This is a genomic window from Acinetobacter sp. V115_6 (genome assembly GCF_031799025.1).
GTDB lineage: Bacteria > Pseudomonadota > Gammaproteobacteria > Pseudomonadales > Moraxellaceae > Acinetobacter > Acinetobacter pittii.
The window spans coordinates 69,418-88,092 of record NZ_JAVQNO010000018.1 but is presented as its reverse complement, the minus strand read 5'-3'; the positions used below and the strand labels follow the sequence as shown (position 1 = coordinate 88,092).

At 40.5% G+C, this 18,675-nt stretch carries 17 protein-coding genes and 1 pseudogene; 14 read left to right on the top strand and 4 right to left on the bottom strand.

All coding sequences use genetic code 11. From position 1 onward, the window contains the following. Positions 1 to 43 precede the first annotated feature (43 nt). Positions 44 to 745 carry an SDR family oxidoreductase gene (locus tag RMA94_RS06340; protein WP_151302861.1) on the bottom strand — a complete coding sequence of 234 codons (702 nt, stop codon included), beginning with the start codon at positions 743 to 745 and terminating at the stop codon, positions 44 to 46. Between the two features lie 249 nt (positions 746 to 994). Between RMA94_RS06340 and RMA94_RS06335 the strand changes: the two genes are divergently transcribed. From RMA94_RS06335 to RMA94_RS06305, 7 genes and pseudogenes are all read left to right on the top strand, one after another. Further along, positions 995 to 1,579 (top strand): TetR/AcrR family transcriptional regulator, encoded by a 585-nt coding sequence (locus RMA94_RS06335; protein WP_202724741.1) that lies wholly within the window; start codon positions 995 to 997, stop codon positions 1,577 to 1,579. A gap of 200 nt (positions 1,580 to 1,779) precedes the next feature. Beyond that, complete coding sequence (locus RMA94_RS06330; RefSeq protein ID WP_151302860.1) at positions 1,780 to 2,979, top strand: MFS transporter; 1,200 nt, start codon at positions 1,780 to 1,782, stop codon at positions 2,977 to 2,979. A 487-nt stretch (positions 2,980 to 3,466) separates the two neighbouring features. Then, on the top strand, positions 3,467 to 3,970 hold the full coding sequence (locus RMA94_RS06325; protein ID WP_151302859.1) for a DUF2867 domain-containing protein: 504 nt from the start codon (positions 3,467 to 3,469) through the stop codon (positions 3,968 to 3,970). Positions 3,971 to 3,994: 24 nt separating this feature from the next. Next, positions 3,995 to 4,189 (top strand): annotated as a pseudogene (locus tag RMA94_RS06320) (DUF1003 domain-containing protein); the annotation flags it as partial. Between the two features lie 111 nt (positions 4,190 to 4,300). Continuing rightward, positions 4,301 to 4,966, top strand: coding sequence for an RluA family pseudouridine synthase (locus RMA94_RS06315; RefSeq protein ID WP_151302858.1), 666 nt, complete (start codon positions 4,301 to 4,303; stop codon positions 4,964 to 4,966). A gap of 127 nt (positions 4,967 to 5,093) precedes the next feature. Beyond that, on the top strand, positions 5,094 to 5,471 hold the full coding sequence (locus tag RMA94_RS06310) for a ribonuclease E inhibitor RraB (RefSeq protein WP_069035888.1): 378 nt from the start codon (positions 5,094 to 5,096) through the stop codon (positions 5,469 to 5,471). Positions 5,472 to 5,499: 28 nt separating this feature from the next. Next, positions 5,500 to 5,877, top strand: coding sequence for a nuclear transport factor 2 family protein (locus RMA94_RS06305; RefSeq protein WP_017387409.1), 378 nt, complete (start codon positions 5,500 to 5,502; stop codon positions 5,875 to 5,877). A gap of 45 nt (positions 5,878 to 5,922) precedes the next feature. Here RMA94_RS06305 and RMA94_RS06300 read toward each other — a convergent pair whose 3' ends face one another. Further along, positions 5,923 to 8,013 (bottom strand): TonB-dependent siderophore receptor, encoded by a 2,091-nt coding sequence (locus RMA94_RS06300; protein WP_311082263.1) that lies wholly within the window; start codon positions 8,011 to 8,013, stop codon positions 5,923 to 5,925. Positions 8,014 to 8,087: 74 nt separating this feature from the next. Here RMA94_RS06300 and RMA94_RS06295 point away from each other — a divergent pair, with 74 nt between their 5' ends. Further along, on the top strand, positions 8,088 to 9,233 hold the full coding sequence (locus tag RMA94_RS06295; RefSeq protein ID WP_311082261.1) for a heparan-alpha-glucosaminide N-acetyltransferase domain-containing protein: 1,146 nt from the start codon (positions 8,088 to 8,090) through the stop codon (positions 9,231 to 9,233). A gap of 41 nt (positions 9,234 to 9,274) precedes the next feature. Here the strand turns inward: RMA94_RS06295 and RMA94_RS06290 are convergent, their stop codons facing one another. Then, positions 9,275 to 9,742 carry an Lrp/AsnC ligand binding domain-containing protein gene (locus RMA94_RS06290; RefSeq protein ID WP_005804788.1) on the bottom strand — a complete coding sequence of 156 codons (468 nt, stop codon included), beginning with the start codon at positions 9,740 to 9,742 and terminating at the stop codon, positions 9,275 to 9,277. 136 nt (positions 9,743 to 9,878) lie between these two features. Here RMA94_RS06290 and RMA94_RS06285 point away from each other — a divergent pair, with 136 nt between their 5' ends. The 5 genes from RMA94_RS06285 to RMA94_RS06265 all read left to right on the top strand — a co-directional run bounded on the left by RMA94_RS06285 (position 9,879) and on the right by RMA94_RS06265 (position 16,043). Then, positions 9,879 to 11,144 (top strand): D-amino acid dehydrogenase, encoded by a 1,266-nt coding sequence (locus RMA94_RS06285; RefSeq protein ID WP_002118025.1) that lies wholly within the window; start codon positions 9,879 to 9,881, stop codon positions 11,142 to 11,144. Between the two features lie 20 nt (positions 11,145 to 11,164). After that, on the top strand, positions 11,165 to 12,268 hold the full coding sequence (gene alr, locus RMA94_RS06280) for an alanine racemase (RefSeq protein WP_311082259.1): 1,104 nt from the start codon (positions 11,165 to 11,167) through the stop codon (positions 12,266 to 12,268). A gap of 10 nt (positions 12,269 to 12,278) precedes the next feature. Next, positions 12,279 to 12,638, top strand: coding sequence for a RidA family protein (locus tag RMA94_RS06275; RefSeq protein ID WP_000071347.1), 360 nt, complete (start codon positions 12,279 to 12,281; stop codon positions 12,636 to 12,638). A gap of 161 nt (positions 12,639 to 12,799) precedes the next feature. Then, positions 12,800 to 14,239, top strand: a complete 1,440-nt coding sequence (locus RMA94_RS06270; protein ID WP_014208093.1) for an amino acid permease — start codon at positions 12,800 to 12,802, stop codon at positions 14,237 to 14,239. A gap of 370 nt (positions 14,240 to 14,609) precedes the next feature. Next, on the top strand, positions 14,610 to 16,043 hold the full coding sequence (locus RMA94_RS06265) for an amino acid permease (RefSeq protein ID WP_044425014.1): 1,434 nt from the start codon (positions 14,610 to 14,612) through the stop codon (positions 16,041 to 16,043). Positions 16,044 to 16,100: 57 nt separating this feature from the next. Here RMA94_RS06265 and RMA94_RS06260 read toward each other — a convergent pair whose 3' ends face one another. Beyond that, positions 16,101 to 16,982 (bottom strand): LysR family transcriptional regulator, encoded by an 882-nt coding sequence (locus RMA94_RS06260; RefSeq protein ID WP_151302948.1) that lies wholly within the window; start codon positions 16,980 to 16,982, stop codon positions 16,101 to 16,103. Between the two features lie 165 nt (positions 16,983 to 17,147). On the opposite strand from RMA94_RS06260, the gene RMA94_RS06255 reads away from it, so the two are divergent. Continuing rightward, on the top strand, positions 17,148 to 18,665 hold the full coding sequence (locus RMA94_RS06255; protein ID WP_202724738.1) for a CoA-acylating methylmalonate-semialdehyde dehydrogenase: 1,518 nt from the start codon (positions 17,148 to 17,150) through the stop codon (positions 18,663 to 18,665). Positions 18,666 to 18,675 lie beyond the last annotated feature (10 nt).

Below are 18,675 nucleotides of genomic sequence, written 5' to 3'. Positions count from 1 at the left end.
AGAAGCGTAATTGATTACGCTTCTTCTGTCATAAGAAATAATTTTAAGCAGCTTGAATTGCTTCACCACAAAAGGAGACAGTTTCTTGTTTATGTTGGTGTAAGTACCAGAACTGCTCTGCAATGGTTTCTGGATGTACCGTGTAGGTCTTATCTTGTGCTCCAGATGTTCCATCAACGAAACCATTCACGATCACTTGGCTCACATAAACATTTGAGTCAGCGAGACTATGAGCAAGTAAATTGGTGGTTTTGTATTGAGCAGCGGCAGTAATTGCTAATGATGAGTACTCTTTAGCCACCAAGTCGATACCCACTGCATCGAAAGCAAAAATTCCATTTGTTGATAAAATACTACCGTGGTTCTTCTCTAAATCACCTAAGCAAGTTTGAACCGTCGCAATATAGCTCGAAACACGAATATGAAAGCTTTTGGTGAGCTCTAGTGGAGGGGTTTCTAAGATATTTCCTTCAATATCATGGAAAGCATTCCAATGAATATTTTTAATCTCTCCTAATCGGTCTTTAATACGATTAATAAGATTTGGTATATCTTCAAGAACCGCTAAATCACATGTAAAAGCGTAAGCTTCAATACCTTGAGTTTTAAGCTCTAGAATAGCCTTTTCAAGTTTTTGAGCGTTTCGTGCTACTAAACCGATTTTATAGCCTTCTTTACCAAATTTATGTGCTACGGCTTGGGAAATACCCGTTCCATAACCAAAAATTATAATATTGTTGTTCATTATAAAGTGCCAAAAAACCAATCATTTGGTTAGAAATAATTTATAATATGTTTTTATAATTTATTCAAGCACAAAAGTTATCTCTAAGAATAGTACCCAAAGAATAAAATGCTTAAAAGTGGGGATTAGGGAGTCAGCTTTACATGAGTTATTCGGCTAAACATAGGCTGTTGAAAGAATTATTAGTTTGACTTCTTTATAGGTATATCTTAAATTAATTGGAATGATCGTTCCTGTTAGGTCTGTTTTATGCGAACCAAAGAATTTGAAACTGATGATATTGCTGATGCTGCAATGCAGGTTTTTTGGCGCCGTGGTTATGCTGCAACTTCAGTTCAAGACTTGGTTGACGGTACGGGGCTATCTAGAAGTAGCCTTTACAGTACCTTTCAAAACAAACAGGGTCTTTATCAAACAGCGTTACAGCGCTATGAACTTTTAACTACACTTAATAATGTGAAGCTGTTATCTGGTTCCGGTTCACCGAAGGCACTTATTCGACAATTACTGGTAAATGTGGTCGAAGATGAGCTGAATGATTCAGAACACAAAGGCTGCCTCGTTGCAAATGCTTGTTTGGAACTGGCTGGACATGATGAAGATGTCTCTCAATTCGTTGTAACTAATCTACAGAAACTACAACATGCTTTAGAAAATTTATTAATTAAAGCTCAACAATCTGGTGAAATTGCTTCTACTCAAAACCCGCGTGCGTTAGCAAGTTTCTTTCTAAATACTATGCAAGGTCTGCGTGTTTTAGGGAAAGGCAGTCCTCATGAAAAAAGAAAGCAATGTTTAATGGATGTGGTCGAGGTTGCTTTAAACGTTTTATAAAACTCATTTAAACCTTAACTATGGTTGAGCTGAATAGTTAGGGTTTTTATTTAACTTAAATTGGAATGAACATTCCAGAATAATGATTCTACTTCACATGGAGAACAAATGCCTTCCTACCCTACTAACCTTATAAAACAAGCTTATAGCAAGACAGAGCAGAGTAAGTACGTTGTAAAAGAATGTGAGTGTAAACCTTTATGAATATTAAGAGTGATGGAACATCTCATCAACTAACTAATGAATTCTCTACTCAATTACCGATTTGGAAATTGTTGGCTTTTACAGTTGCAGGCTTTCTGACCATCATGACAGAAACCATGCCAGCAGGGCTTTTGCCCCAAATCAGTCAAGGCTTACATATTTCAGAAGCTTATGCAGGGCAGCTTATAGCATTGTATGCCTTAGGGTCTGTTTTAGCAGCAATACCGCTGATTAGCCTTACCCGTAGTTGGAATCGGAGACCCTTATTACTCAGTGCGATTGCAGGGTTACTTTTATTTAACGCGATTACTGCCTTATCAAATGACTATACTCTGACTTTAGTTGCTCGTTTTATTGCAGGGATGGCAGCGGGTGTTATTTGGGGGCTTTTAGCGGGTTATGTAAGACGCATGGTCTCTGCATCGTATCAAGGTCGAGCTTTAGCAATTGCTGGCGTTGGGCAGCCAATTGCTTTATCAATTGGTGTGCCTTTGGGTGCGTGGTTGGGAACGCTGTTTGAATGGCGTGGCGTGTTTTGGATCATGTCTTTATTGGCATTGATTTTATTTTTCTGGATTCGCTTTAGTATTTCCGATTTTGCAGGACAGTCAGCACAAAAAAGGTTACCTATTTTAAAAGTTCTTTTAATGCCGGGCATTAGAGCTATTTTAGCAGTCGTCTTTCTTTGGATATTGGCACATAGCATTCTCTATACTTATATTTCACCATTTTTGGTCTCGACAGGGCAGACATACAACGTTGAGACTATCCTGTTTATATTCGGCATTTCTTCAATTGTAGGCATTCTCATTACAGGGGTGTTTATCGATCATTCATTAAGAAAAATAACACTTTTGAGCTTATTTATCTTTGCAATCGCAACAGCGCTGTTAGGTGTTTATAGTTCTTCAAATTTTGTCGTGCTCACGAGTGTAGTGTTATGGGGAGTCACTTTTGGTGGAGCTCCGACCTTATTACAAACAGCTCTGGCAAATACTGCGGGACACGAAGCAGATGTAGCACAGTCTATGTTGGTCACTGTATTTAACCTTGCTATTGCATTCGGTGGAATGATTGGCGGGGGACTGCTTGAAAGTTTTGGGGCAGCTTCTTTTCCATGGTTTATGCTAGCTTTTGCCTTGATCGCATTATGTACCGTTTACCAAGCCCGTAAACATGGTTTTATCTCTTCATAAAAGGCTTTTGCCCTTCATGACTAAAAAATGAAGGGTAATTTACTTTTTATAGCCTGATGTCCTATTGGTCAAAACAATGGATGATTTGGTAAAATAAACCGAAAAACACAAATAAAGTGGAATTTAAATATAACTAATTATGGGTAAATGGGAATAAATTCTTTTAAATTTGTCTAATGGCGTAAAAATTCCCAAAAATAGTAAAAATTAGCTTTTCTTAGAAAAACAATCCCGCAGGGTGCTGGCTAAACTATATCTCAAGGGTGTGATAGGGATCGAAAAGAGTAGCATGCACCAAAACGTATAACGTTAGTGTGTACTCACCCAAAAGGTCTCGATTCGGCTTAGGACGCTATAGATCAAAAGTTTATAGGCACAAGGTTATAACTTACAAAGTTATGATTGTTGAAGTAAACCATAGATGTTTTCCCTTGACACCCTAAAAAATTCTCTATAATAAAAACGATACTTTACAAGAATATAATTTATGAATAAGCCTTATCTTTCTGCTTTACCTGCCGATAGTCAAATCTCATCTCAATTGAACAATGCCTACTTCCACGACTCGTGGAGCATTGTACTTGGTCAACCTGACCTGAATGTATTTGAGCAGCTTATTAAGCTATTTCAGCACACTCCACAGTGGGTAGAGTGGAGCATGAATATGCGTAATAAAATTACTTCAAAGATTGGGCTTAAGGATTTAGGAAGTTTTAAGCAAATTGATACTCATAAAAAAGAAAATGAGTATGTCGCAGGTGACCGGATTGGAATTTTTACCTTGTTGCAGCGTACAGAAAATGAATTAGTGATTGGAGACGATGACAAGCATTTAAATGTGACTTTATCTATATACAAGAATGAAAAGACCAAAGTGCTTACCGTAACCACAGTGGTACATATTAAAAATTGGCTAGGACGACTTTATATGGTGCCTGTGATTCCTGCACATCGAAAAATAGTACCAGCGACTTTACAGATTTTAGGTTAGAACATTATTTTTATTTACGATGCGATCAACCAAAATCGCCAAGAAGCCAAAGACCGCTTACGTTCTCAATATGACTATCAAATTAATTTAAAAGCCGAGCTTGAGATCCGCCATTTGCATGAAAAAATGGACCATCTTTTATCGCATCAATGGGAAAGACTTGCATACATTCAAGAAATTCAGCTCGATCTTCTAGCTGAAATGAATAAAAAACGATAAAGATTTTCTGAGTTTCACGTGGAACATGAGTAGAGCGTTATAGATTATTTTGCGGTAGGTTCGAAATTTCTTTATGATTTGCCGCCATGCTCCATTGCTGCTTCTACGACCATGCCTTTAAACGACAATTTTGTTTACGCTCCGCCACAAGATCCGCTTTCAATTTTATTTGAAGACGATGATTTGATTGTGGTTGATAAACCTGCTGGCTTGTTGTCGGTGATGGGGCGTTTACCTGAGCATCATGACAGCGCTTATTTAAGGGTGTTGGAAAAGTTTCCTTTAGCAAAGGTCACGCATCGTTTAGATATGGCGACATCAGGCTTACTCATGTTTGCCAAACATCGTGATGCAGAAGTTGCGGTAAGTAAAATGTTTCAGGCCAGAACAGTCAAAAAACATTATATTGCTTTGGTACAAGGCCAAGTCGCAGAAGAGGGAAGTGTTGAAGTTCCACTCATTACCGACTGGGAAAATCGCCCAAGACAAATTGTACATTTTGAACTAGGCAAACATGCTAAAACGTTGTTTCAACCGTTGGTTTATGATGAAACAACAGATCAAAGTCGAGTGTTACTTGAACCAGTAACAGGGCGTTCGCATCAGTTACGTGTGCACATGATGCATATAGGACATCCGATTATGGGGGATAAGTTATATCACCCTGAGCCTAAACGTTTTCACTTAAACCGCATGGCCTTGCATGCCGCATATTTGGCTTTCCAACATCCCTTAAATGGAACGGATGTGGTGATTGAGTCACAAGTGCCTTTTTAAAATTTATATAATTAAAAAAATTAATTTGATGCAATTGGGAACTGAATATATACCCAAACTGCAATAAAAGTCGGGTATTCTTGATGTCGAATAATATTAATACCGCAACAACAACAAGGATCACTTTATGACTCGTGACTACGAACAATTTCCAGATGATGATAACGGCAATGTACTTTGGCAAATGGCTGAAGACGGGGATGATTTAACCGAACTGCATGAAATTGAATTTTCTATTGCTTTTCATGATCAGAAAAATGCAGAGCAATGTGCACTCTATTTGCTTTACCAAGAACAAAAAGTTTCACTTTTTCAAGATGATTCTGTTGAGCCAAATGAATGGGTGATTACCATCTTCGTTAACATGGAACCTGAGTATTCAGATATTGTTGATTTGGAACAATGGTTTGCCAGTATCGCTGAGAAATTTCAGGGCGAATATGATGGATGGGGCTGTATGGCCTATGTCTTCGAGGAAGACGACGAAGAAGATCTGTTGCAGTAAGGTCTAAAATAAAAAGTAGGAGATAAATATGAACTTATCTCAAAAACAAATTGCAGTACGGTTTTTAGAGCTTGCCGCAGCTGGTGAAGTCGATGAAGCCTATAGCAATTACACCGCGCCAAACTTCAAGCATCACAATCCTTATTATGCGGGTGATGCGACTTCTTTGAAGGAAGGGATGCGTGAAAGTGCAATTGAAACGCCTAACAAAGTCTTTGATGTTCAACATGTCATTGAAGAGGGCGATTTGGTTGCTGTGCATTCAAAACTTGAAATGCAAATGAATGGGTTAACCACCTTGGCCGTGGTTCATATTTGCCGCTTTGAAAAGGGTAAAATTGCTGAGTTTTGGGATATTGGGCAAGTACAGCCCGACCCACTCGTCAATGAAAATGGTATGTTCTAATAAAAAAGCCCGAAAATAATTCGGGCTTTTTTATTTATGTATGAATTAAAATTTCCACTGTGCCGAAATTGAGGCGTTCAGGGGTTCACCTGGTTGAACCCATAAGTCGCTATAGCTTGAAACATAGTAGGTTTTATCAAACAGATTATTTACGTTGAGCTGATAACGTAAACGATCAGATGGGGCATAGTAGCTATTTAAATTGACCAGCGTATAGTTTGGTAAATTAAATCCATTATCTAGATTATGCCCGCTGCGTTCACCGACATAGGTGAGGTTGGCACCTACACCTGCTTTTCGTGGACCTTCTTGTAGAAACTCATAATTGGTGCTTACTGAGCCTTGGTGTTTTGGAACATTGCTCAGACGAGCGCCTTTTGCCAAGTCTTGGTCTTTTTCAATTTGAGCATCAGTATAACTATAGTTGGCATTGACGAACCAGCGGTCATTGATTTGGCTATTTAAGTCAAACTCAATCCCCTTACTACTCACTTCACCTGCTGCGGTTTGAAAATTACTGTCGATTGGGTCGGTTGTCAGTACATTCTGTTTTTTCATTTTAAACAGAGCGAGACTCAGCACACTTTGGTCGTTTATTTTATATTTGGTGCCGACTTCATAGCTTTCTCCTTTTTCAGGAGCAAAAGTTTGACCATTTCGGTTCATACCGCTGTTCATGGCAAATGAGCGGCCATAGTTCGTATAAAAAGCCCATTGGTCAGAGGCTTTAAAGTTTACTCCGAAACGTGGACTATTTTGATGAAGTGTCTGGTTGCTTTTGGTCTGAGTGAGGTGATTTTTAAAGTCTTGTTCGACCTGATCAAAACGGTTGCCAAATAGAACACTCCATTGATCATTGAAAAAGATCTGATCTTGAATATTGAGTGCAAAGTAACGCTGTTGCTCTTTGGTGTTGGTAAACGGTGCTAGGTTTGGTAAATATTTGCCATATTCAGGTTGGTAGATATCAATTGTGTTTGTTGAGCTTGTGCTGTGATTACGACGAAGCTGGTTTTGTTTATAGTCGAGTTGACCAAGCTCGGTTGAAAGTAAAATTTCATGGCGAGCCCAAGACGTATCAACCTTGCCAAGTAACTCTGTCTGAGCCAGAACATCTTCACTTGTATAATCACGATAGCGACGTTGGCGCTCTAGAGTGCGGCCATCGGCTTGCATACGACGAGGTTCGGTCGCAAAGCCGACCATTTGTGCATCTTTATAACTGACCGCACTATTTAGTTTCCAGTCAGGGTTAAATTCGTGACTAAGACGCAATTGGTAAAAGTAATCTTTTATTTTCAAATCGCCGTCATCAGGCTCACCTGTAAAGGTTTTCGGGTCCATCACAAACTGATGATTGACTGTACTTACACCACGGTCAAAGGTACCTTTATGCTCAGTAAATTCACTGTCAAACTCGAGTTGCGTTTGGTCTGAAATTTTCCATGTGAGCTGTGGTGAAAAGAACCAGCGTTCACTGCTGACATGATCACGAAAGCTTTGATTATCTTCGTGAGCCACTGCTAAACGATAGGCCAGTTCATCGTTAATAGGGGCAGTATGCTCCAGACTTATTCGATATTGTTCTTGGGTATTGACGCGTAGGTTAAATTCACTTTCGCTTTCCCACTGTGGCTTTTTACTGTTGAGGTTCAGCAAACCACCTGTTTCGCCGCGACCATATAAAGCCGCCATTGGTCCTTTTAAAAACTCTAAAGATTCAATATTTACTACATCTTTTGGCGCACTAATCCCTCGGTTGACACTCAAGCCGTTACGGATCATTGAGGCACCTAAATTGGGATCGGTACTAAAACCGCGGAAAGAGTAATTATCCCAAAAGCCACCACCAAAACTATTTTGATGAAAAACCCCACTCACTAAGCTTAATGCGTCATCAATCCGTTGAACGTCTTGTTGTTCCATCATTTGTTTTGAAACATAAGCACGGTTAAAAGGGACGTCCAAAACATCGTGAGAAAATTTAGTCGCTGAGCTATTTTGGCTCACATCTTCTCGGGTGCTTTCGGCCTGAACACGTATGGTTTCTAGTACCGTTGATGTTTCCTCTCCCCAAGTGAGGGTCGATATAAATGATAGACCTAACGAAGACAACAAACCTAATTTGTGTTGCATAAATGAACAGCCATAAAAGACAAAAGGAATTAAATGTAATAGTATAACGTTACATTATTTTGTTGATTATCGCTATGCCTTTAGAAAAAAATATTGAGCGTTTACAGCCGATTGATGCCTTACGCGGTTTAGTTATCTTGATTATGCTACTTGACCATGTAAGAGAAACTTTCTATCTGCATAAGCAGGTCATAGATCCAATGGATGTGACCGCAACTGAACCCGCCTTATTTGGTAGTCGGTTATTGGCACATATCTGTGCTCCGGTTTTTGTACTTTTAACCGGTATTTCTGCATTTTTATTTCAATCAAAAAAACAAGACTTACAGCAAACTCGAGCTTTTTTATTAAAGCGTGGCTTATTTTTGATTGGGCTTGAGCTCACGCTGGTGAACTTTGCTTGGACAGCTACCTTTCCACCCGAAGTCATTTATTTACAGGTAATTTGGGCAATCGGCATTAGCATGGTGGTTTTGGCTTGCTGTGTAAGTTTGCCTTTGCCTGTTCTTGCGGGTGCAGGTTTGGTTATTATTTTTGGGCACAATTTATTAGATTCAGTACATTTCTCTCAAGGCATCTTACAAAATATATGGTTTGTTTTACATGACCGTGGTTGGCTTGAGTTTGCAGGCATCAAGCTTCGCATAAGCTATCCTGTTTTACCTTGGATTGGCGTGATTTTATTGGGCTATGCGCTAGGTCAGTTCTTTAGTTCAAAATATTCAGCAAAGCAAAGAAGCCGCACTTTACTTAGCCTTGGTTTAGTAAGTATTGGATTGTTTGTTTTACTGCGTTTTATCAATGTCTATGGCGACCAGCCGTGGCAACATTTTGAGTCATTACAACTTAGCCTTATGAGCTTTTTTAACCTCACTAAGTATCCACCGTCTTTATTATTTATTTTGCTGAATGTTGGAATTGGCTTGATTGTGCTGGTGGCTTTTGAGCGTATGCAGCAATATTCATTCCTAAAACCCTTGGTGGTGTTTGGCTCGGTGCCTATGTTCTTTTATTTACTGCATTTATATGTGTTGAAACTCATGTATGTGTTTGCACTCAGTGTGTGGGGAGCTAACTACGGAAACTATTTGTCGGTCAATCATGTGTGGATGCTATGGTTAATCACGATTGTGTTGTCTTTTGCGCTCTATCCAGCAGTTAAATGGTTCTCGAAGTTCAAACATCAAAACAAACATATTTCGATTTTAAAATATTTCTAATTTTCAAAACGTGAGTAAAGCGAATTCAATGAAGCTTCGCTTTACTTGCTTACATCGAGATATAGAGTTTCTTTGACTTCTTCCATAACCACATAACTGTGTGAAGACGCCGAAGCAGGGAGTTTCTTTAATAGATCTCCTAATAAGCGGCGGTATGCGCTCATTTCTTTTAAACGCGCTTTTACAAGGTAGTCAAATTCGCCAGAAATGAGGTGGCATTCAAGCACTTCAGGAATCTCAACTAAATCTCTAGCCACCTGATCAAACACATCGCCAGATTTGGCAGATAACTTAATTTCTAAAAAGACAAGCAGGTTACGGTCCACAAAGGCTGGGTTTAGCCGAGCGTAATAACCCATGATAATGCCATCGCGTTCTAGGCGTTTTACACGCTCTGAACAAGGGGTGGTCGACAGGTTAACTCTCGATGCCAATTCACTAATCGCAATTCGTCCTTCACGCTGCAAAATGTCCAGAATCATGCGATCTATACGATCTAAGGGGCGCATAGATATTTCCTCTTTTTTTTAAATTCTCGCGAGAAAAACATAAATTTACCTAGATTATAGCCTGAAAAACAGTGAAATAAACTATTGAAGCAGAAATATACTAGTTAAATAAACTGGTGTGCGTGAGGGAGTGGAAATGCGCGTAATTGTTTTAGGTAGCGGCGTTATTGGAGTGGCAAGTGCCTATTATCTAGCTCAACAAGGAGCTGAGGTTACTGTTCTCGATCGCCAGTCAGGTCCTGCCGAAGAAACAAGTTTTGGTAATGCAGGTCAAATTTCGCCTGGGTATTCGACTCCTTGGGCAGCACCAGGAATTCCTTTTAAAGCTGTGAAATGGATGTTCCAACATCATGCACCGCTTGCGATTAATTTAGATGGCAGCATGTGGCAATTACAGTGGATGGCACAAATGCTGAAAAACTGTAATCCACAAAGTTATGCGGTGAACAAAGAACGTATGATGCGCGTGGCTGAATACAGCCGTGACTGTTTACGTGAACTCAGAAAAGATACAGGCATTAATTACGAAAACCGTGCAAAAGGCACGTTGCAGTTATTCCGTAAAGAAGCACAAATGGAAGCAGTTCAACGTGACATTAGCGTGCTACAAGAATGCGGCGTAAGCTACGAATTATTAAATGGCAACGAACTTGGTCGTGTAGAACCAGCGTTGGCAAATGCACAAGATAAACTGGTTGGTGGTTTACATTTACCAAATGATGAAACAGGTGACTGTTATTTATTTACCAATGCTTTAGCTCAAATTGCTAAAGAGTTGGGTGTTAACTTCCAGTTCAACCAGAACGTAGAAAAATTGATTGTTGAAGGCGATGAAATTAAGGGCGTTCAGGTCAATGGTAAGGTCTTAACCGCAGATCGATATGTCTTAGCATTTGGTAGCTATTCACGTGATTTCTTGAAACCACTCGATCTACAGTTACCTGTATATCCTGTGAAAGGTTATTCGTTGACGATTCCTATTGTTGACCCTGCTTTTGCTCCACAATCTACAGTGCTTGATGAAACCTACAAAATTGCGATTACTCGTTTTGACCAACGTATTCGCGTAGGTGGAATGGCAGAGTTAAGCGGTTTCAATTTGGGTCTAAACGAAGACCGCCGTGCAACATTGCAAATGGTGACTCAGGACTTGTTCCCGGGCGGCGATATGGCACAGGCGTCTTTCTGGACTGGTTTACGTCCAATGACACCAGACAGTACACCGATTATTGGCGCAACTCGCTTTAAAAATCTGTTCTTGAATACAGGTCACGGTACTCTAGGCTGGACGATGGCGTGTGGTTCAGGAAAATTAATCAGTGACATAGTATTGAATCACAAAACTGATATCAGTACCGATGGCCTTTCAATTCAGCGTTATTCACACGCGCATGCTGCATAACGGACGTTAGGAAAGTAATCATGCCTCGTCCTATTACCGCAGTCATCCACCGTCAAGCCTTACAAAATAACTTGGCGGTGGTACGCAAGGCTATGCCAAACAGTAAGGTCTTTGCTGTTGTAAAAGCCAATGCTTATGGACACGGAATTGAACGTGTTTATGAAGCGTTTAAAGCAGCAGATGGCTTTGCCTTACTTGATCTTGATGAAGCAAAACGCATTCGTGCTTTAGGTTGGATAGGTCCAATTTTATTGCTCGAAGGAATTTTCTCTCCTCAAGATTTATTTGATTGTGTGCAATATCAACTCAGTTTCACCATTCATAGTGAAGCGCAAATTGAGTGGGTTGAAAAGCATCCTTATGCGGCCCAATTTGATGTTTTTTTGAAAATGAACAGCGGTATGAACCGTCTTGGTTTTAAACCACAGCATTATGTTCAGGCTTGGGAACGTTTAAACAACTTGGCGAATGTGTTCAAGATTACGCACATGATGCATTTTTCAGATGCAGATGGCGAGCGTTTCGGCCAGCAAGGTATTGATTATCAAATTACTGCCTTTGAAGAAATTGTGAAGGATTTACCGGGTGAAAGATCGGTAAGCAATAGTGCGGCAATTCTGCGCTATCAAGATCAGCTCAAATCAGATTATGCCCGTAGTGGCATCATGCTTTATGGCAGCTCGCCAGACTACCCAACGCATAGTATTGCGGATTGGGGCTTACAACCGACCATGAGCTTACGCAGTGAAATTATTTCCGTTCAGCATTTAGAGCCGAATGAAAGCGTGGGTTATGGCTCAAACTTTGTCGCAGAGCAACTGATGACGATTGGAATTGTTGCTTGTGGCTATGCCGATGGTTATCAACGTATTTCACCAACAGGTACTCCAGTTTTAGTGGACTCAGTCCGAACTCGCACAATTGGCCGCGTCAGCATGGATATGTTGGCAGTCGATTTAACGGGTATTGAGAGTGCAAAAGTCGGCAGTGAAGTCGTGCTCTGGGGCCAATCAAGTACAGGTGTTGTTTTGCCTATTGATGATGTCGCAGTTTCTTCCGGTACGGTGGGTTATGAACTGATGTGTGCTGTCACCGCCCGTGTTCAATTTATTAATCAGGTATAAGGAAATCCGAATGTCAAATTCAGATATACAAAAGATCAATACTAACGAAGTCATGAGTGCCGTGACTGTTTTTAACAAAGTGGTTTATCTGTCAGGTCAGGTGCCTAAAAATACCGAGCAAGATGTGGCAGGCCAAACTCGTGAAATTCTTGCAACGATTGATGAACTTTTGGCGTTAGCCAATACAGATAAATCTCGTTTGCTCTCTGCACAGCTCTATTTGAAAAATCTTTCTGACTTTTCAACCGTAAATGCAATTTGGGTTGACTGGTTAAAAGGGTGTGTTGCTCCATCGCGTGCCACAATTCAGGCCGATTTGGTCAATCCAGATTGGTTAATTGAAATTGCCGTGACGGCAGCACAAAAGTAATTCGTTTTTACTCCAAAAATGATGATGTATCTAACAGAAGGAAGATAGATACGGTTTAACCAGTCATTTTTGGTGAACAGATTCAGTGACCTATGGCATACGGTTCAATTTTCGCCGTAGGTTGCTGATCTTAACAAAGGAATTCAAAAAGGAATTTTAATATGACAACGGCTCGTCATTCAGATACGGAAAATTCTCCTGATCATCTGCAACGAAAACTGTCTAACCGTCATTTACAACTGATTGCTATTGGCGGTGCAATTGGAACCGGCCTATTTATGGGTTCGGGCAAAACTATCTCCCTCGCAGGTCCTTCAATCCTTTTGATCTATATGATTATTGGAGGAATGTTCTTTTTCTTAATGCGTGCAATGGGCGAGTTGCTCCTTGCAAATCTGCATTATAAATCTTTTGTTGATATGGCTCATGACCTGATTGGTCCTTGGGCTGGTTATTATTTGGGCTGGACTTATTGGTTAGGTTGGGTGCTGGTGGGTATTGCGGACCTTTCAGCGGTCATTAACTATTTGAGTTTCTGGCTACCCGATGGTGCAAGTTTCTCACCAATACAGCAAGCCATGATTAGTGCAGGCTGTGTGTTGTTTGTGATGGGCCTTAACCTCTTAACAGTACGCCTATTTGGTGAAATCGAATTCTGGTTTGCTCTCATTAAGATCTTGGCGATTATTGGCCTTATCGGAGTGGGCGGCTACATGATTTTCAGCCATTTCCAAGCTCCGCAAGGCGCTGTCGCAAGCATCAGTAATGTTTGGTCACATGGTGGTTTATTCCCGAAAGGTACAGAAGGCTTCTTGGCAGGATTCCAAATTGCTGTATTTGCTTTTGTCGGGGTTGAACTTGTAGGTACAACGGCTGCTGAAACCAAAGACCCGCAGAAGAACTTACCGAAAGCGATTAATGCGATTCCGGTACGTATTATTTTGTTCTATGTGTTGGCACTATTTATTGTGATGTCAGTAACCCCTTGGGATCACATTCGTGCAGACAAAAGTCCGTTTGTTGAGTTGTTCTTAAATGCGGGTATTCCAGTTTCTGCAATCATCATGAACTTGGTGGTGCTATCTTCGGTGATGTCTTCAATGAACAGCGGCGTGTTTTCAACCAGTCGTATGTTGTTTGGATTATCAAAAGATGGTCAGGCACCGGGTGCATTTGGTCGTTTATCAAAACGTGCAGTTCCTTCAAATGGTTTGATTTTCTCTTGTACCTTTATCATGGGCGGGGCGGTACTTCAGTACTTTGTTCCAAACACAATGGAAGCATTTACTTTGGCAAGTTCACTCTGTGTGATTCTATTCATTAGTGTCTGGAGTCTCATCATGGTGTGCTATTTACGCTACCGTAAATTACGTCCTGAATTACATGAAAAATCAACATTCAAAATGCCAGGTGGTGTTTGGATGAGTTATGTTGTTTTGGCATTCATGCTTTTCACTTTAGTCATCTTGGCATTAGAGCCAGATACATTGAAAGCTTTATACGTCAGTCCAGTATGGCTGGTCATTTTAGGTGTTACCTATCATGTGCTCTATAAACCACGTATGAAAAAACTAGGACGTGAACTCGTCAACGATCATTAAGTTTTATTAAAAAGCCAATCAAACATGATTGGCTTTTTTTATTTTTATTAGATTTTTTATCGGAATAATATTGTTTATTTTTGGATCAATAGAGCAGTTTGGAGGGTATTGGAAAAGTACATATAGCAGGATCACATGCTACACTTCGGCTAATCTGGAACCCCAGATTGATTAATTAAAATTGCCGTGAAGGCAGTACATAAATAATGTGACTTAAAAAAATCAGGACAAACGATTTATCAATTAAGGAAAAAATATACTTGAACATCTTGTCCTGAGGTATAGACTCAGCAACCCACGATATACGGTTCGTTTTTCTCCCTATAGGTTGCTGATTTAAGTTAAGCAAAATATAAAAAGGACTTCTAATATGACAATGGTTCATCATTCTGATGAGGCAAGCTCCCCTGATCATTTACAACGGAAATTAAATAATCGCCATCTACAAATGATTGCAATTGGCGGTGCAATTGGAACCGGCTTATTTATGGGCTCGGGCAAAACCATCTCCCTCGCAGGTCCTTCAATCCTCGTTATCTACATGATAATTGGTGGCATGTTCTTTTTTCTGATGCGTGCATTGGGTGAACTACTGCTTGCCAACTTACATTACAAATCATTTGTCGATATGGCTTATGATTTGATCGGACCATGGGCTGGCTATTATATAGGCTGGACTTATTGGTTAGGCTGGGTACTGGTCGGTATTGCTGATTTGTCTGCGGTCATTAACTATTTAAGTTTCTGGCTGCCCGAAGGTGCCAGTTTCTCACCCATGCAACAAGCCATGATTAGTTCAGGCTGTGTACTATTCATTTTAGGGCTTAACCTTCTTACCGTTAAGCTATTTGGTGAAGTTGAATTTTGGTTCGCACTCATTAAGATTTTAGCCATTATTGGCCTAATCGGAGTAGGTGGCTACATGATTTTTACTCATTTCCAAGCTCCGCATGGTGAGGTTGTGAGTGTAAGTAACGTGTGGTCTCATGGCGGCATATTTCCAAAAGGTGTAAGTGGATTTTTGGCAGGTTTTCAGATTGCCGTGTTTGCCTTCATTGGCGTTGAATTGATTGGTACAACGGCTGCTGAAACGAAAGATCCACAAACGAATCTGCCAAAAGCGATTAATGCTATTCCATTACGTATTATCCTGTTCTATGTTTTGTCGCTCTTTATCGTTATGTCAGTGACACCTTGGGATCATATCCGTGCAGATAAGAGCCCATTTGTTGAGTTGTTCTTAAATGCGGGTATTCCGATTTCAGCCATCATCATGAACTTGGTTGTACTGTCTTCGGTGATGTCTTCAATGAACAGCGGTGTATTTTCAACCAGTCGTATGCTGTTCGGTTTATCGAAAGATGGACAGGCACCGAGTGCATTGGGGCGTTTATCAAAACGTGCCGTACCTTCAAATGGTTTAATCTTCTCATGTATTTTCATTATGGGTGGGGCAGTGCTTCAGTACTTTGTTCCAAACACGATGGAAGCATTTACTTTGGCAAGTTCACTCTGTGTGATTCTCTTTATTAGTGTATGGCTTCTGATCATGGCATGCTATTTACGTTACCGTAAGTTAAGTCCGGAGTTACATGCTAAATCGACCTTTAAAATGCCAGGTGGCGTGTTAATGGCGTATGTTGTCATTGCATTCTTCTTGTTTACTTTAGTGATTTTGGCACTCGAGCCAGATACATTAAAAGCTGTATACGTGAGTCCATTGTGGCTAGTTGTTTTAGGCGTTAGTTATCATGTGTTTTATAAACCACGCATGAAAAAACTAGGTCAAGAAACTTTTGATTAATTATTCATAATTTCAAAAAAGCCAATCTATCAAGATTGGCTTTTTTATTTAGGTTTTTTAATCAACCAACAAATGCTGATATTTATCGGCTTGTTTCCGTAGATAATCCCAAACCAATTTAATGCGCGGTTCATGTTGTAAATCAACAAAGGTCAGCATCCAAAACGTGTGGGTAAAGCGAACTTGTTGCTCTAACACCTCTTCAAGTTCTGGTTTATCATCTGCCAAAAACTTGGGTAAAATCGCAAGTCCTGCACCAGCACTCACCGCAATTTGTTGGGCCAAAATACTGCTGCTACGGAAGTTAGCATTCAGCTTTAAAGGTAAACGTTCTAGACAATACAACTCAGGGCTATACACCAGATCATCAATATAGTTCACAAAGCGATGTTGGGTTAAATCTTCTAAGGTACGGATAGGCGGGTTTTGAGTCAGATAGTTTTTGCTACCATAAATTTTTAAACAATAATCTGATAATCGCGTAATGATGTAAGGGCCAGACGTAGGACGATCAATTGACACAACAATATCTGCCTCACGGTGTGAAAGCTTAATCATTTTTGGCACTGGAATTAGGTCGATGGTGAGCAGTGGATATTGAATCGAGAACTCAGCCAATAACCGAGCTAAAAAAGCAGTACCAAAACCTTCAGGTGTGCCAATTCGCACACGACCTTGCAAAGGTTGGTGTGGTTTTTCAATTTGTAAGAAAGCTTGTTCCATTTGCTCAACTCGAGGAACCAGTGCCATCCCTTCGAGTGTTAGCTCATAACCTGTCGCTTCACGCTTAAACAGCGTTGTACCCAAGGCAAGTTCTAGGGCCTGAATCCGTCTAGCCACTGTACTGTGCTCAACACCAATAATCCGCGCAGCATTGGTCAAAGTTTTAGTGCGTGCTAAAACCAGAAAAAAATGTAGATGATCCCAATCCACTTTCATTTTTGTTGTCATCCTTGTGCATATTTGCACAACAATCGTGCATGAATTTCCGTTGGTGGTCAAAGTTTTCTTTGCTAGTCTCAATTGAAACTGGAATAAAGAAAATACATAGATAAGTATTTTCTAATAATTGAACACAATAAAAATATGGCCTACGGAGAGGTTATGAACACAATCCAAAAAATCGAATTGGAAACCGCTAAATTACTCATTAACGGAAATTTTATCGAATCTGAAACACAGGAATGGCAAGACATTGTTAATCCTGCGAATCAGGAAGTGATTGGTCGCGTACCATTTGCAACGGTTAAAGAAGTTGACGCTGCTATTCAAGCTGCACAAGATGCTTTTGCTTCTTGGCGTCAGACTCCAATTCAGGCACGTATGCGCATCATGCTTAAGTTACAAGACTTAATCCGTGCCAACATGAAAGAAATTGCGCAAGTACTAACGGCTGAACAAGGCAAAACCTTGGCAGATGCAGAAGGTGATATTCAACGTGGTTTAGAAGTTGTTGAACATGCTTGTTCGATCGGCACTTTGCAAATGGGTGAATATGTTGAAGGTGTTGCGCGTGGTGTAGACACGTATACCTTGCAGCAACCTTTGGGTGTCTGTGCGGGTATTACGCCGTTTAACTTCCCTGCCATGATTCCACTTTGGATGTTCCCAATGGCAATCGTGTGTGGCAATACATTTGTTTTAAAACCATCAGAACAAGATCCGTTATCAACCATGATGCTGGTTGAGCTTGCGATTCAAGCAGGTGTTCCAGCGGGTGTACTTAACGTTGTGCATGGTGGCAAAGAAGTGGTTGACCGTTTGTGCACACATAAAGACATTAAAGCGATTTCATTTGTAGGTTCAACTGCAGTTGGAACACATGTTTATAACCTTGCAGGGCAACATGGTAAACGCGTCCAGTCGATGATGGGTGCAAAAAACCATGTTGTGGTCATGCCTGATGCCAATAAAGAACAAACCTTAAATGCTCTAGTCGGCGCAGCGTTTGGTGCAGCAGGGCAACGTTGTATGGCATTGTCGGTTGCAGTGATGGTGGGTGACAGCAAACAATGGATTCAAGAGTTAGTCGAAAAAGCGAAAACCTTAAAAGTAAACGCAGGCCATGAGCCAAATACTGATATTGGCCCTGTCATTTCAAAACGTGCTAAAGCGCGAGTGCTAGACTTAATTAATAGCGGTGTTGAGCAAGGTGCAGAGTTGCTACTCGATGGTCGTGATGTTCAAGTACAAGGCTATGAAGCGGGTAACTTTGTCGGCGCGACGATTTTTAGTGGCGTAAATACCGACATGCGTATTTATAAAGAAGAAATCTTTGGTCCAGTTCTTTCAATTATTTGTGTAGACACACTTGATGAAGCCATTGCGCTTATCAACGCCAACCCATTTGGTAACGGGGTAGGTCTATTTACACAAAGCGGTGCGATTGCACGTACTTTCCAAAACTTAATTGATATTGGTCAAGTTGGTATCAATATTCCAATTCCTGTGCCAGTGCCTTTCTTTAGTTTTACGGGTTCAAGAGGTTCAAAACTCGGCGATTTGGGACCATACGGCAAACAGGCTGTGCAGTTCTATACCCAAACTAAAACCATTACCAGTCGCTGGTTTGAAGATAGCCATGAAGTTGGCGGTGTAAATACAACCATTAGTTTACGTTAAGGGGATCACG